Here is a 14289-nt window from a genome sequence, read left to right on the forward strand (position 1 = left end):
GCAATGTGGTCGCAGCGGGCCTGGTGCCCTCGAACAGGGTGGCGGATGACTTGCTATGATGTGCTTATCGTGGGTGCCGGCCATGGCGGTGCGCAGGTGGCAGTAGCGCTGCGCCAGCATGGCTTTGAAGGGACCATCGCGGTCGTCGGCGACGAGCCCGAAATTCCCTATGAGCGCCCGCCGCTGTCCAAGGATTATCTGGCGGGTGAAAAGGCCTTTGAGCGCATCCTGATCCGCCCCGCCAGCTTCTGGAGCGATCGCAAGGTCGACATGCTCACGGGCAAACGCGTGACCGAGGTTGATCCCAAGGCGAAGACCGTCGCCATCGCTGGGGGCGAGGCGATCGGTTATGGGAAACTCGTCTGGGCGACGGGTGGCACGCCGCGCATGCTTGGCTGCGAGGGCGCCGGGCTGAAGGGCATCCATGTCGTCCGCACCAAGGCCGATGCCGATGCGATGATGGCCGCGCTCGACAGCACGACCGACGTCGTCGTGGTGGGGGGCGGCTATATCGGGCTCGAGGCCGCGGCGGTGCTCGCCAAGTTCGGCAAGAAGGTGACCGTCCTCGAGGCGCTGCCGCGCGTGCTCGCGCGCGTGGCGGGCGAACCGCTGTCGCGTTTCTATGAGGCCGAGCACCGCGCCCACGGCGTCGATGTGCGCCTCGACGCGTGCATGGCGGCTTTTATCGGCGACGGCGGCGCGGTTTCGGGCGTGCGCATGGAGGATGGCGAGGTGATCCCCGCCCAGATGGTGATCGTCGGGATCGGCATCATTCCCGCAGTGGCGCCGCTGATCGCGGCGGGTGCCGCCGGCGGCAACGGCGTCGACGTCGATCCCTTCTGCCAGACCTCGCTCTCCGACATCTATGCGATCGGCGATTGCGCCGCGCATGTGAACGATTTTTGCGATGGCGATCGCATCCGGCTGGAATCGGTCCAGAACGCCAATGACCAGGCGAACACCGTTGCCAGGGCGATCCTGGGCGACCCGCAGCCCTATCATGCGGTGCCCTGGTTCTGGTCCAACCAGTATGACCTTCGCCTCCAGACCGTGGGGCTGTCGACGGGGCATGATGATGTCGTCCTGCGCGGCGATCCTGACGCGCGATCCTTCTCGGTCATCTATCTGAAAAAGGGGCGCGTGATCGCGCTCGACTGCGTCAACGCGACCAAGGACTATGTCCAGGGGCGCAAGCTCGTGACCGAGCGCCTGTCGCCCGACAAGGCGCAACTCGCCGATGCGAGCGTGCCGCTAAAAGATGCTGCGTAACTTTCGCGTCGGTTCGACCAAGCCGGACCAAATGAAGAAATCGACCTCGATCCGCCATGATTTTCGTGCCGCCTGGACAACAATGTGAACGGGTTCGACTTCAATAAAGAGAGAAATTGTCTTTGAGCCACGCTGGTGACCTCGACATCCATTGTGCCTATTTATTTTTTCGATCAGCTAAATATGGGTGCGATATGAACTGGGAAAAAATTTGCACTTTCGGGCAAGGCCATTGCGACATATCGTCACGCGCGCCCCATATGCGATTTTTAGCATAGAGTCGAGTTATGTCTTTTTACGCATAAAACAACATTATGCGATAATAAGCATATTGCCATCTTATGCTCCATAGCGCATAAAGCGTTTGGAGAATAGCCATGCACCACATCGCGCGATCACCAAAACAACTTGGCTCTGTCATCCAGCGCGTCCGCAAGCAGCGCGGCATGAGCCAGACCGACTTGGCGCATCTGGCGGGCCTGCGCCAGGAAATGGTCTCCAAGATCGAAACCGGCCAGGACGGCACCCGCCTGTCCTCGATCTACGCGCTGTTCGCAGCCCTCAATCTCGAGATGACGATAGACCATAGGTCGCGCAGCTCTGCACAGGACATCGAGGATATCTTCTGATGGGCCGTCGCAAGGCGCACGCACCGCTCAATGTGCTCGTCAACAACCGCTTGGCGGGGCGGTTGCTGAAGGAAGCCAGCGGCGCCATTGCGTTTCAGTATGCCGAGACCTGGCTCGCATGGGAGCACGGGTTCCCGATTTCCCTGTCCCTCCCCATGCGCGAAACCGCCTATGCTGGCGAAACCGTTTTCGCTGTCTTTGACAATCTGCTGCCCGACAGCCCAACCGTACGGCGACGGGTCGCCGAGCGAACGGGAGCACAGGGAAGCGACTCCTTCAGCCTGCTCGAACGCATCGGTCGTGATTGCGTCGGCGCGATGCAGTTCTTGCCCGACGGAGTGGAGATCGATGGACTTGCCCCCATCGCGGGCGAACCAATCAGCGAGGCCGAGATCGAACGGTTGCTCGAAAATCTCACACGAGCGCCGCTCGGTATCGATATCGAGCATGAGTTCCGAATTTCGGTGGCGGGCGTACAGGAGAAAACCGCGCTGCTCTTTCATGAGGGACAGTGGCTGCGCCCAGTTGGAACAACGCCAACCACGCATATTCTCAAGCCGCAGCTTGGAGAGATCCCAACTGCGTTCGGCATGATCGACATGGCGAATAGCGTCGAGAACGAACACTATTGCCTCAAGCTCATGGAAGCGTTTGGTCTCCCGGTCGCGCGGACCGAGATCGCAACTTTCGGTGCGCGAAAGGTGCTGGTCGTCGAGCGGTTCGACCGACGATGGCGAAACGAAGCACAGCTCCTCCGCTTGCCTCAAGAAGATTGCTGCCAGGCGCTCGGTATTCCGTCAGCGCAGAAATACCAAAGCCATGGGGGGCCGAGCGCGGTCGGCATTCTGAAACTGCTCGGCGGTGGCGACAATCCGCTCGAGGACCGGGCCGCATTCCTCAAAAGCCAGATCCTGTTCTGGTTGATCGGCGCTACGGATGGCCATGCCAAGAACTTCAGCATCTTCATACGCCCCGGTGGACGGTACGAGTTGACGCCATTTTATGACGTGCTGTCGGCGCAGCCCGTATTCGATGCGCGCCAGATACCGCACAACAAGTACAAGCTCGCCATGTCGGCAGGGGCCAGCCGCAAATATCAGATCCTCAACATAACCGGTCGCCACTTCATCGAAACCGCGAAGGAGGCCGGCATCGGTCCTACCGTCATCACCAAGGTGGTGACCGAGATCATCCGCGATGCCGCAATGGCGCCGGATCATGCGCTGTCGTCGATGCCCGAAGGATTCGAGACCGGCATTCACGACAGCGTCGTCACCGCCATTCATGCTCGTCTACGCCAACTTGAGCTCGCCTTGGCCGAGCTCTGAAGCCGTTCCGGATCGGCTGAACCAGGCGCGATCGATCGAGTCGCATTCCGATCGAATCGTGCTCAATTTGATGTCGATCGCGCCGGGTTCGACGGCAGATGCAGACGTGTAAACATTCTTGGAACGGAGGGCGGAATTCTATATTGGAAAAAACTATATCAGACCAACAAACGGCCCTCGTCCTGGAATCTAACCGCCTCACCAAAGCTTATGGGCGGTATATCGAACGGTATCTGGCGCTGAGGGTATCTCGATTAACGATCTGATATCAAATAGATAAAATTTCAGTTCGATTCCGTCCCCGGCACCATCTTCCCAGCCATAACCCTCAGCGCCACACACGCACCGTATCGCCACGCGGATTTCAGGCCGGTGCCTTGGAACCTCCGAAAAGACGGCGCAGCATGCGGCGAAGCAGGATGATCGCGATCACCGCGCCGATTGCCAGAATCACAGCGATGATGATCGCCGCAATCGGGTTGGTGAGCGCGAGATAGAGCAGCCCGGTGGTCGCGACGTCCTCGCCCGTCGAAACTGCGACATTGCTGAACGGTTCGGGACTGGCGTTGACCACCGCGCGCGTTCCTGCCTTCGCGCCATGCGTCAGCAGCGCGGCACCACCGCCGAGCAGGAAGCTGATGACCTGCCACGCGGGATCCTGCGCGTCGACGATCGCCATCGCGAGAAGCGCGCCACCCACGGGACGCACGAGCGTATGCACCGCGTCCCAGATCGAATCGAGCCAGAGGATCTTGTCCGCAAAAAACTCGGCGATGAGCCCGATCCCGGCAATGCCAAGCACCCAGGGATTGGCGAGCACCGCAAGTCCGGCGAGATGCTGTGGCAGTTCGACCCATCCTGTCCGCATCGCGAGCCCGGTCGCGAAGACGCAGAGATAGAGACGCCAGCCCGAAAGCAGGCTTACGCTGGCGGCGACGCCCAGAAGCTCGACCACGCCCATCGCCGCCACGCTGCCACGCCTCTTTCCAATGCGCAATCATCGGACTAGCTCTGGGGCATGAATGCCCCTGCCCCCATTCCTGCTGCCACGCTGGTCCTGTTCCGCGAACTCCAGGGCAAAGCGCCCGAGCTTCTGATCGTGGAGCGCGCCGAGGGCATGGCGTTTGCGGCGGGGGCGCTGGTCTTTCCGGGCGGCAAGATCGATCCGGGGGATCATGCCATCGCAGGCGACAATGCTCTCGTCGGGGCCAGGGAGGTGATTGACCCGGACGACGCCGCGGCGCGCGTCGCCGCGATCCGGGAAACGATCGAGGAAAGCGGCGTTGCGGTCGGGCTGGATCCCTTGCCCGACGCGTCCGCCATCGATGCGCTGCGCGCAACGATCCATGCGGGCGGAGACTTCGCGGCAGCACTGCGCGAGGGCGGCTGGCGACTCGATCTCGACATGCTGGTGCCCTTTGCGCGCTGGTGCCCCAATTTTCGCGAAACGCGCAGCTTCGACACGCGATTCTACGTCGCAAGGCTGCCCGCCGACGCGCCCGAAGCACGCGTCGATGCCACCGAAAATGTCCGGCTGTTCTGGGCGGCGGCGCAGACGGTGCTCGATATGGCCGAGAGGGGTGAGGCGCGGATCATCTTCCCGACGCGACGCAATCTCGAACGCCTCGCGCAGTTCGCCGATTTCGAGGCCGCGCGCGATCACGCCGAGGCGACGCCCGTGCGGCTGATCCAGCCCTGGGTCGAGGAACGCAACGGTGTGACGATGCTCTGCATCCCCGATGACCTCGGCTATCCCGTCACCTTTCAGCCGATGGCCGAAGTCCGCCGCGGCTGATGGCGCGTAACAGGCCGCGATCGCCACGGCGGTACCGGGGCTGGGCCCTCATACTGGCGTGCCTCTTGCTGGCTTTCGCGGTTTGGGTGCTCTCGCGAATGCGCCCGCAGGACCTGCCCTGGACCGCGATCGACCTGTCGGCGCCGGTCGGCGCCTTTACCGGACGCAAGCTTGCGGCGCTGGGTGATGACCCGCAGCATTGTCGGCTATTGCTGGGTGAGGCGGGCATCGAGCATGAGGACATGCCCGTGATCGACCCCGGGGGCGAGTGCCGGGTCGAGAATGCGCTGAGGCCCGACGGCGGTGCACGCACAATCCTGTTTCGCCCGCGAAGCCCGGCGATAACCTGCCCCGTCGCGGCCGGGCTGGCGCTTTGGGAATGGCATGTGGTGCAACCTGCCGCCCAGAGGATTTTCGGCCAGCGCGTCGAAGAGATCGATCATCTCGGCAGCTATAATTGTCGCCGCATTGCCGGCGGCGAGGACCGGCCGTGGAGCGAACATGCCAGTGCCAATGCGCTCGATATCGGCGGGTTCAGGCTTGCCGACGGAACCCGGATCGACGTGCGGCGCGACTGGGCGGGTGACGGTCGCAAGGCGCAGTTTCTCCGCGCGGCGCGCGACGGCGCGTGCGATCTGTTCGCAACGGTGCTGTCGCCCGACTATAATGCCGCGCACGCCGATCATTTCCACTTCGATCAGTCACGGCGCGGCGTGCTCGGCTGGCGCAGCTGCCGCTGATCGGCTGTCAGAAGATACCGCCGCCGAGCATCAGGCGGATCACCCCGATCACGATCACCACGATGTTGAGATTGCGTCCCGCATTGCTCTTCGAAAGCACGCCGATGCCGAGGCCGATGACCGCGAGCGGAATGATGAACCAGTTTGCCCAGCCGAGCAGCGGGATGAAGGCGGGAATGGCGAGAACGAGCGCAACTACGCCAATCAGCAACGATATGATGTTGAGCATCCGGATCAGACCTGTGGGGCTTTGGGAAGGAACCAGCGCGCGATCACGAGCCCGCCGACGATGAGCATCGCGGCATCGGCGACGAAGCTGTAGATCGCATAGGTCCAGTCGAAGCGCATCCAGATCGGCGCGCCGAGATGGATGAGCCCCGACGCCGCCACGGAGAACAGCACGACGATCCGCCCACGCGAGGCGAAGTCGGTAACGCGCCCCGAAATGCCGAGCAGCGCAAAGCCGAGGATCAGCGCGACGATCGACTCATGGATGAAACCCGAGACGACCGCGCTCGTGCTCGCGACGGGGAATCCCATGGCATTGTAATGGACCGTCGCCACCGGCCCCTTGCCATAGAGCACCGTGCCCGCGCGCGTGCCTGGATTGGGGACGACATAGGTGCCTGTGGCGGGGATATTCTGCGCCAGCGCCGCCTGCACGCTTGCGCTGCGCGTATCGTCAACCGTGCGAAAGGCGATCAGGCTCAGGGGCGATGCAAAAAAGATGAAGCCAGTGATGAACATGGCGACGGCAGCCGCAAGCGCGCCGATCAGCATTCTGGGCATGGCGTCCTCCCTGTTCCGGGAGGGAAAGCCTAGCCCAGCGCCATCATCTTGCAAGCAAAACCGCGACGGGCGATCTCGGCGCGGTCAGTTCTGGAGTTTGCGGATAAAGCCGATCAGCCCGGTCTGGCGGCTGCGCTTCAAGCGCTCCGCCTCAAGGATCGTCTTCACCTTCTGGAAGCAGCTTTCGGCATCGTCGTTGACGAGCACATAGTCATAGCCATCCCAGTGCGCGATCTCGCTCGCCGCGCGCGCCATGCGCCGTTCGATCACCTCGTTCGTATCGGTCTGACGACCGCGCAAGCGGCGTTCAAGTTCCTCCATCGACGGCGGCAGGATGAACACGCGCACGACGTCCCCGCCGGCAAGCTGATAGAGCTGCTGCGCGCCCTGCCAGTCGATGTCGAACAGAACGTCGCGGCCCGAGGCAAGGATCGTGTCGACCTGTGCCTTTGGCGTGCCGTAACGGTGATCGAAGACATGCGCCCATTCGAGGAACTCGTGATCCGAGACCATGCGCTTGAACTCGGGCAGGTCGACGAAGTGATAGTCGACGCCATCCTGCTCGCCGGGGCGGATCGGACGCGTCGTCGCCGAAACCGACATGGCGAGCGTGTCGTCCGACGCGAGGAGCTTGCGCGCGATCGTCGATTTTCCCGCTCCCGAGGGCGAGGAGAGAACGAAGAGGACCCCGCGACGCTTGAAACCGTGCGGGTCGGACTGGATCGGATCGGCCATGCCCGCTAGTGACGTCTGAAATGGGCGGCGTCAATCGGGGGATGCATGGCCGACTTCGTGGTGCTGCTGAGGGCGATCAATGTCGGCAAGCGTCAGCTTCCCATGGCAGAGCTGCGAGAGCTCTGTAGCGAGCTGGGCTATGAACGCCCCGAAACCTATATCGCGAGCGGCAATCTGCTGATTGATGCCGACGAAAGCGCGAAAGCCGTCGCCACCGCGCTGGAAAAGGCGATTGCGGCGCGCTTCGGCTTTGCGGTTGATCTGATCGTCCGCGCCGCAAGCGACTGGACGACCTATCGGGACGCGAACCCTTTTGCCGACGATCCTGCCGCGCTCCCCAAACTGGTGCATCTGGCGCTGTCGCGCGATGCGCTCAGGCCAGACGCGGTGGAAGCGCTGCGCCAGCGGGCGGCCGATGGCGAACGGATCGAAGAAGCGTGCGGGGCGCTGTGGATCGACTTTGGCGCAAGCGGCGTCGCGCGGTCGAAGCTCACTCCCGGCTTTATCGATAAGGCTGCGGGATCGCCCGTCACGGCGCGCAACTGGAACACCGTGCTAAGGCTTCAGGAAATGATCGAGGCGCGCTGGTGAGCGCCCGCCCTTCGATCGCAGACATCCGCCCGCGCGACTGGCTGGTCGTCGCGCTTGTCCTCGCCGTAATGGCGGGCGTGCTGTTGTGGGCGGGACGCTCGCCCATCTGTACGTGCGGCCATGTCGAGCTGTGGCACGGCGCGCTCGATGCGGGCAACAGCCAGCATATCGCCGACTGGTACACGCCCAGCCACATCATCCACGGCTTCCTCTTCTACGCGTTCGGCTGGCTCGTGCTGCGATCGCGCCCGCCGGGCGAGCGGCTGATCCTTGCGGTGGTGATCGAGGCGGCGTGGGAGGTGCTCGAGAATTCGCCCATCATCATCGATCGTTACCGCGAGGCGACGATTGCACTGGGCTATACGGGCGACAGCGTGATCAATTCGGTCGCCGACGTCGCCTGGATGGCGCTCGGTTTCGCCTTTGCCCGGCGCGCCCCGATCTGGGTTACGGCAGCACTCGCGATCGGCTTCGAGTTGCTCGCGCTATGGGCGGTGCGCGATAACCTGACGCTCAACGTGTTGATGCTTGCGTGGCCGATCGACGCGATCAGGATCTGGCAAGGCGGTGGCTGAGCTTCAGCCGGCGGTGACGATCGGGTGATTGATCCGCACACTATCCAGCGCCTGCTCGACGCGTGCATTTTCTGCGGCACTGCCCGTCGGCGTGACCGACCAGTTGCAGTGCGGATGCGTCGCGACGCTGTAGACGCGCACGGCGCCGACGACGCTGCGCCAGCGCCGGCGGTTGCCCGCTTCGCGCGTCAGCATGGTGACGAGAAGGTCCTGAAGGTCGCTGGCTGTCATGATCGTCCACGCTGTCGCGCCGAACGCGCAGATTTGCAACGGCCGATCGCGTTCGGTTATGTCGCTCAGAATGCTCGACAGACGAACCGCCATCCACGGTCTGGCCGCAACGGTTGCTGCGCTTGCCCTGCCATTGTCCCCGGCTTCCGCACAGCCTGTGCGCAGGCCCCCGCGACTGCGACAGGGCGATACAGTCGGCCTGATCGAGCCGGCGGGCTTTACCGACGACGCGTTCGACCTCGCATTGGTCACGGATGCGGTGACCGCGATGGGACTGGTTCCCAAGCCCGCCAGGCATCTGGCGGGGCGTCATGGCTATCTGGCCGGTACCGACGCCGAGCGCGCCGCCGACGTCAACGCGATGTATGCCGACGACAGCGTGCGTGCGGTCTTCGCGGTACGCGGCGGATGGGGATGCGCACGCATCCTGCCCCTGCTCGACTTCAACCTCATCCGCGCCAATCCGAAGCTGCTGGTGGGGTTCAGCGACATCACCGCGCTCCATCTGGCCTTTGCCGCGCGCGCGGGCTTCACGACCATCCATGGCCCGAACGCTGCAAGCTCCTGGGGCAAACAGTCATGGGACTGGTTCCGCAGCCTCGTCTTCGCGGGCGAGACCCCCATTTATCGCAATCCCGAAGCGACCGAGGACCGCCTCGTGCCGCGCAGCGGGCTCATCCGCACCTTCCGTCCGGGCAAGGCGGCCGGCCAGCTCCTCGGCGGCAACCTGACCGTGCTCGCGGCATTGATGGGGACCCCCTATCTGCCCGATTTCGATGGCGCGATCCTGTTCCTCGAGGATGTCGACGAGGCCGAGTACCGCATCGACCGGATGCTGACCCAGCTTGCGCTGGCGGGTGTGCTCGGCCGCGTGGCGGGCGTCGTGTTCGGCCAGTGCACCGATTGCCGCGCCAAGGGCCCCTCCTATGGCGGCTTCACCTTGTCCGAAGTGCTCAATCATCATCTGGCGCCGCTGGGCGTGCCGGCATTTCAGGGCGCGATGATCGGCCACATCGCCAACCAGTTCAGCATTCCCGTGGGCGCGCGCGCCGAGATCGACGCGGAGGCGGGAACGATCCGCATCCTCGAGCCCGTCGTCGCCTGAAGCATGTGCTAGCATATCCCGACAGGACCGCGCTAAGCTCTCGCAATCATGGCACATAACCACGCGGATCACGCGCACGACCATCACCGCGATCACGGCCATGCGCATGGGCACAGCCACGGCCATTCGCACGCGCCCGCCGATTTCGGACGCGCCTTCGCGATCGGGATCACGCTCAACCTGCTGTTCGTGATGGTCGAGGCCGGCGCGGGATTCCTGACGGGCTCGATGGCGCTGCTTGCGGACGCGGGGCACAACATGTCCGATGTGCTCGGGCTGGTCGTTGCGTGGGGCGGCGCGACGCTCGCCAAGCGCCCCCCGTCGCGACGCTTCACTTACGGGCTGCGCGGTTCGACGATATTGGCGGCGATGCTCAACGCGCTGTTCCTGCTCGTCGCGATCGGCGCGATCGCGCTCGAGGCCGTGCAGCGTTTCGCAAATCCCCAGCCCGTTCATGGCGGCACGGTCATCATCGTCGCGCTGATCGGGATCGCGGTCAATGCGGGCACCGCGATGCTGTTCATGCGCGGGCGCGACCACGACCTCAACATCCGCGGCGCCTATCTCCACATGGCGGCGGATGCGGGGGTTTCGACGGGGGTGGTGATCGCGGGACTGCTGATCCTGTGGACTGGTGCGCTGTGGATCGACCCGCTGGTGAGTCTGCTCATCGCCGCGGTGATCTTCTGGAGCACATGGGGGCTGCTCAATGACTCGGTCGCGATGTCGCTCGCGGGCGTGCCGAGCAATATCGACCGCGACAAGGTCGAGGTCGAGCTGCTGATCTCCCCGGGGGTGAGGAAGGTGCATGACCTCCACATCTGGCCGATGAGCACCACCGATATCGCGCTGACCGCACACCTCATCATGCCCGGCGGGCATCCGGGCGACGCCTTCCTCGAGGATGTGCGGAGGCGACTCGAACAGAAGTTCCGCATCCACCACGTCACGCTGCAGATCGAGACCGGAAGCGAGGCTCCCTGCCGCATGGAGGGCGCAGGCTGCGCCTGAGGCGGATCAGCTGGTCCCGGAGGCGCTGCGCATATTGCCGATCATCGTGCGCACATCCCTCGGGCGCGTGAGCAGCGCACCGGGGCTGTTGAACGCCTTGAGCTTGCCGTCGTCCCAGATCCCGACCTCAATCCGCTGGGTCGCGGGATCGGCAAGCATATAGGCGGCGTCGGAGCCCCCCTCATGCGGCTTGTTGCCCGTCACGAAGAACACGCCGCCTTCCTTGCTCAAGGGCCCCGACACCTGCACGCGCTCGACGAAATCGTCATAATCGTCCTTGAGCAGCGCCTTCATCGGCGCGACCAGCACGCTATTGTCCCATAGTTTCAGGTCGCGCGGATATTTGCCCACCGCCGAATCGAGCGCAGCCCAGCTACTGACATCTACGGGTGTCGCGACATTGGAGGCGTCGACCGCATTGGCAGCCGCAGCTTCGGCCGCATTGGCCCCGGCCACCGCGTCGTTCGCCGCTGCGACAGCGGCGTTGTCCGCGGGCTGCTTGCTGCACGCAGCAAGGCTCAGCGCGAGAGCAAGACCGATAAGAGGGGTATGATTCATCACGCGTCCTCCAGCTGGTTGATCACAGCGAAACCCACCGGCCCTTTCGGGCGACGGCCGTCAACGGGGAAGAGTCCGCCCCTAAGCGTTCAGCGCGCGCGGCGGCGGTCGAGCATCTTCTTGGCGACATAGGCGCCGCCGAGCGCAAGGCCGAGCGGCCCGAGCCGCCGCATCCCGCCCGCGGCCGCAGCACCGAGCACCGCGCCCTTTAGCCCGCGCCCGCCTTCGCGCCGCTCGATCTCGCCACCCACCAGCGCGCCGATTATCTTGCCGATCATCTCTTTATCTCCTGTTTCCAGTGGCTCAACGCCCGAGCATCGATTCCGGGCGCACGACGCGATCGAAAGTTTCGGCATCAACCAGTCCGAGCGCAAGCCCCGCCTCCTTGAGCGACAGGCCGTGCTCGTGCGCGTGCTTGGCGATCTTCGCGGCACTGTCATAGCCGATCTCGGGCGCGAGCGCGGTGACGAGCATCAAGGAGCGGTCGACCAGTTCGGCGATCCGTCGACGATCGGGCTCGAGCCCGTCGATGGTGCGTGCCGCAAAGCTCTCCATCCCCGTCGCCAGCAACTCGATCGAGCGCAGCACATTGGCGCCGATCATCGGCTTGAAGACGTTGAGTTCCAGATGCCCCTGAAGCCCGCCGACGGTGATCGCCTGGTGATTGCCGATCACCTGTGCCGCGACCATCGTCAACATCTCGCACTGGGTGGGGTTGACCTTGCCGGGCATGATCGAGCTGCCCGGTTCGTTGGCGGGCAGGATGAGTTCGCCGATGCCCGAGCGCGGGCCCGAACCGAGCAGGCGGATATCATTGGCGACCTTGGTGAGCGCTACGCCAAGCACATTGAGCGTCCCCGACAGATGAACGATCGGGTCGTTCGAGGCGAGCGCCTCGAACTTGTTTTCTGCGGTGAAGAAGGGCAGTCCCGTGAGCTTCGCCAGCTCTACCGCGATCGCAGCGCCGAAGCCCGCAGGCGCATTCAGCCCGGTCCCGACCGCGGTCCCCCCTTGCGCCAGCTGGCACATGCCATGCTTTACCGCGGGCTCGATCCGATTGCGGCAGCGGTAAAGCTGGTTGGCATAGCCCGAAAACTCCTGGCCCAGCGTCAGCGGCGTCGCGTCCTGCAGGTGCGTGCGGCCGATCTTGACGATGTCGTCCCACGCACTGGCCTTTGCATCGAGCGCGCTGCGCAACCGCTCGAGCGCCGGGAACAGTCGATCGGTCGCCGCGCGCGCCGCTGCGATATGGAGCGCGGTCGGGAAGCTGTCGTTGGACGACTGGCCCATATTGACATGGTCATTGGGGTGGACGGGCGATTTGCCGCCCCGCGTGCCCGCCAGCATCTCGTTGGCGCGGCCCGCGATCACCTCGTTGACGTTCATGTTGGACTGGGTGCCCGAACCCGTCTGCCAGATGACGAGCGGAAACTGGTCGTCGAGCTTGCCCGAAACGACCTCGGCGGCGGCGGCCTCGATGGCGTCGGCGATTTCGGCGGGAAGGCCATGCGCGCGATTCACGCGCGCCGCGGCCTGCTTCACGAACGCAAGCGCATGGACGATGCCGATCGGCATGCGTTCCTCGGGACCAAAGGGGAAGTTCTCGATCGAGCGCTGCGTCTGGGCGCCCCAATAGGCGGCAGCGGGAACCTCTATCGGGCCGATGCTGTCGGTCTCGGTGCGGGTATCGGCCATCTCACACTCCCGTCATGCCAGTGCAGACCGGTATCTATGTGGGATGGCAGGGAGTTTCCAGCGCCGCCCGGCGCTGAACGCGATTATTTCTTGCGGCTGAAATCGACTGCGACGACGTTGGAACCGTCCTCGATCGGTTCGGCCGTCGGGCGGTCATTGCCGGGCTCGTCATGCGGTTCCGGCTCGGCATCATCGCCCTGCGCCTGGAACTGGAGCGCGAAATTGACCGCGGGATCGACGAAGCCCGTCACCGCCGCGAAGGGGATAACGAGCCTGGCGGGCACCTGGTTGAAGCTCAGACCCACCTCGAAGCCGTCCTCACCCACCTTCAGATCCCAGAACTTGTTCTGGAGCACGATCGTCATCTCGTCGGGGAAGCGTTCGGTCAGGTGCTTCGGGATATCGACACCCGGCGCAGCTGTCTTGAAAGTGATGTAGAAATGATGCTCGCCGGGAAGTCCGCCCGTGTGCTCGACCTCTCCGAGCACGCGGCCGACCACGGCGCGGAGCGCCTCCTGGACGATCTCGTCATAGGGAATCAGGCTGTCGGGCGTATCGTCGCTCATGGCGCCTTGGTGAACGCTGACGCTCGCCCGGTCAAGAGATTGCGCCATCGGCGAAGCACGCTTATGGGGGCGGATCATGCGCACAGCCACCATCCGCCGCGAAACCAAAGAGACCTCGATCGAGGTCGCACTGAACCTGGACGGAACCGGGTTCTACGAAGTGTCGACGGGAATCGGCTTTCTCGATCATATGCTTGAGCAGCTCTCGCGCCATTCGCTGATCGATCTGCGCGTCAAGGCGGTGGGCGACCTGCACATCGACCAGCACCACACCACCGAGGACGCGGGAATCGCGATCGGCGAGGCGATTTCGCAAGCGCTGGGCGACCGGCGCGGAATCACGCGCTACGGCACCGCCTATGCGCCGATGGACGAGACGCTCACCCGCTGCGCGATCGATATTTCGGGCCGCCCCTTCCTCGTCTGGAAGGCCGAATTCAGCCAGCCGCGCCTCGGCGAGATGGACACGGAGCTGTTCGAGCACTGGTTCCACAGCTTTGCGGGGGCGGCGGGAATCACGCTGCATCTCGAATGCCTTTACGGGCGCAACAATCACCATATCGTCGAAAGCAGCTTCAAGGCGCTTGCGCGCGCGCTGCGCCAGGCCGTCGAGATCGATCCGCGCAAGGCCGATTCGATTCCCTCGACGAAGGGAACGCTGGGCGGTGGCTG

At 64.1% G+C, this 14289-nt stretch carries 19 protein-coding genes; 10 read left to right on the top strand and 9 right to left on the bottom strand.

All coding sequences use genetic code 11. The features are described from left to right. Positions 1-45: 45 nt before the first annotated feature. The 3 genes from MKI88_RS15070 to MKI88_RS15080 all read left to right on the top strand — a co-directional run bounded on the left by MKI88_RS15070 (position 46) and on the right by MKI88_RS15080 (position 3226). The gene (locus MKI88_RS15070; RefSeq protein WP_241632216.1) at positions 46-1269 is read left to right on the top strand and encodes an NAD(P)/FAD-dependent oxidoreductase; all 1224 of its coding nucleotides are present in this window, start codon (positions 46-48) and stop codon (positions 1267-1269) included. Positions 1270-1646: 377 nt separating this feature from the next. Beyond that, positions 1647-1898 (top strand): helix-turn-helix domain-containing protein, encoded by a 252-nt coding sequence (locus tag MKI88_RS15075; protein ID WP_241632217.1) that lies wholly within the window; start codon positions 1647-1649, stop codon positions 1896-1898. Next, the gene (locus MKI88_RS15080; protein ID WP_241632218.1) at positions 1898-3226 is read left to right on the top strand and encodes a type II toxin-antitoxin system HipA family toxin; all 1329 of its coding nucleotides are present in this window, start codon (positions 1898-1900) and stop codon (positions 3224-3226) included. The genes MKI88_RS15075 and MKI88_RS15080 overlap by 1 nt, the downstream gene beginning before the upstream one ends. 364 nt (positions 3227-3590) lie before the next feature. On the opposite strand, the gene MKI88_RS15085 is transcribed toward MKI88_RS15080, so the two are convergent. Continuing rightward, a complete protein-coding gene (locus MKI88_RS15085) occupies positions 3591-4187 on the bottom strand; it encodes a DUF4126 domain-containing protein (RefSeq protein ID WP_241632235.1) in 597 nt (198 codons plus the stop codon). A gap of 57 nt (positions 4188-4244) precedes the next feature. Between MKI88_RS15085 and MKI88_RS15090 the strand changes: the two genes are divergently transcribed. Both MKI88_RS15090 and MKI88_RS15095 read left to right on the top strand, forming a co-directional pair. Beyond that, positions 4245-5021, top strand: a complete 777-nt coding sequence (locus MKI88_RS15090; RefSeq protein ID WP_241632219.1) for an NUDIX domain-containing protein — start codon at positions 4245-4247, stop codon at positions 5019-5021. A 98-nt stretch (positions 5022-5119) separates the two neighbouring features. Further along, a complete protein-coding gene (locus MKI88_RS15095; RefSeq protein WP_241632220.1) occupies positions 5120-5761 on the top strand; it encodes an extensin family protein in 642 nt (213 codons plus the stop codon). A 7-nt stretch (positions 5762-5768) separates the two neighbouring features. On the opposite strand, the gene MKI88_RS15100 is transcribed toward MKI88_RS15095, so the two are convergent. From MKI88_RS15100 to gmk, 3 genes are all read right to left on the bottom strand, one after another. Next, positions 5769-5990 carry a hypothetical protein gene (locus tag MKI88_RS15100; protein ID WP_241632221.1) on the bottom strand — a complete coding sequence of 74 codons (222 nt, stop codon included), beginning with the start codon at positions 5988-5990 and terminating at the stop codon, positions 5769-5771. Between the two features lie 5 nt (positions 5991-5995). Next, positions 5996-6550 (bottom strand): hypothetical protein, encoded by a 555-nt coding sequence (locus MKI88_RS15105; protein WP_241632222.1) that lies wholly within the window; start codon positions 6548-6550, stop codon positions 5996-5998. A gap of 84 nt (positions 6551-6634) precedes the next feature. After that, positions 6635-7285, bottom strand: a complete 651-nt coding sequence (gmk, locus tag MKI88_RS15110; RefSeq protein WP_241632223.1) for a guanylate kinase — start codon at positions 7283-7285, stop codon at positions 6635-6637. A gap of 45 nt (positions 7286-7330) precedes the next feature. Between gmk and MKI88_RS15115 the strand changes: the two genes are divergently transcribed. Both MKI88_RS15115 and MKI88_RS15120 read left to right on the top strand, forming a co-directional pair. Then, positions 7331-7876, top strand: a complete 546-nt coding sequence (locus MKI88_RS15115) for a DUF1697 domain-containing protein (RefSeq protein ID WP_241632224.1) — start codon at positions 7331-7333, stop codon at positions 7874-7876. A 41-nt stretch (positions 7877-7917) separates the two neighbouring features. Continuing rightward, a complete protein-coding gene (locus tag MKI88_RS15120) occupies positions 7918-8451 on the top strand; it encodes a DUF2585 domain-containing protein (protein ID WP_281063745.1) in 534 nt (177 codons plus the stop codon). Between the two features lie 3 nt (positions 8452-8454). Here the strand turns inward: MKI88_RS15120 and MKI88_RS15125 are convergent, their stop codons facing one another. Then, positions 8455-8682 (bottom strand): hypothetical protein, encoded by a 228-nt coding sequence (locus MKI88_RS15125; protein ID WP_241632225.1) that lies wholly within the window; start codon positions 8680-8682, stop codon positions 8455-8457. Positions 8683-8752: 70 nt separating this feature from the next. Between MKI88_RS15125 and MKI88_RS15130 the strand changes: the two genes are divergently transcribed. Together MKI88_RS15130 and MKI88_RS15135 are read left to right on the top strand one after the other, a co-directional pair. Beyond that, positions 8753-9787 (top strand): LD-carboxypeptidase, encoded by a 1035-nt coding sequence (locus tag MKI88_RS15130; RefSeq protein WP_241632226.1) that lies wholly within the window; start codon positions 8753-8755, stop codon positions 9785-9787. Between the two features lie 48 nt (positions 9788-9835). Continuing rightward, complete coding sequence (locus tag MKI88_RS15135) at positions 9836-10798, top strand: cation diffusion facilitator family transporter (protein ID WP_241632227.1); 963 nt, start codon at positions 9836-9838, stop codon at positions 10796-10798. Positions 10799-10804: 6 nt separating this feature from the next. On the opposite strand, the gene MKI88_RS15140 is transcribed toward MKI88_RS15135, so the two are convergent. From MKI88_RS15140 to MKI88_RS15155, 4 genes are all read right to left on the bottom strand, one after another. After that, positions 10805-11356 carry a hypothetical protein gene (locus tag MKI88_RS15140; RefSeq protein ID WP_241632228.1) on the bottom strand — a complete coding sequence of 184 codons (552 nt, stop codon included), beginning with the start codon at positions 11354-11356 and terminating at the stop codon, positions 10805-10807. An 89-nt stretch (positions 11357-11445) separates the two neighbouring features. Continuing rightward, positions 11446-11634, bottom strand: a complete 189-nt coding sequence (locus tag MKI88_RS15145) for a hypothetical protein (RefSeq protein ID WP_241632229.1) — start codon at positions 11632-11634, stop codon at positions 11446-11448. Positions 11635-11659: 25 nt separating this feature from the next. Beyond that, complete coding sequence (gene fumC, locus MKI88_RS15150; protein WP_241632230.1) at positions 11660-13051, bottom strand: class II fumarate hydratase; 1392 nt, start codon at positions 13049-13051, stop codon at positions 11660-11662. An 83-nt stretch (positions 13052-13134) separates the two neighbouring features. Continuing rightward, positions 13135-13617: an SspB family protein gene (locus MKI88_RS15155; RefSeq protein WP_241632231.1), complete on the bottom strand. Its 483-nt coding sequence runs from the start codon at positions 13615-13617 to the stop codon at positions 13135-13137. A 76-nt stretch (positions 13618-13693) separates the two neighbouring features. Between MKI88_RS15155 and hisB the strand changes: the two genes are divergently transcribed. After that, a partial coding sequence (gene hisB, locus MKI88_RS15160; RefSeq protein WP_241632232.1) for an imidazoleglycerol-phosphate dehydratase HisB occupies positions 13694-14289 on the top strand: 596 nt, incomplete at its 3' end.

The organism is Sphingomonas sp. LaA6.9, assembly GCF_022601895.1.
Taxonomy (GTDB): domain Bacteria; phylum Pseudomonadota; class Alphaproteobacteria; order Sphingomonadales; family Sphingomonadaceae; genus Sphingobium_A.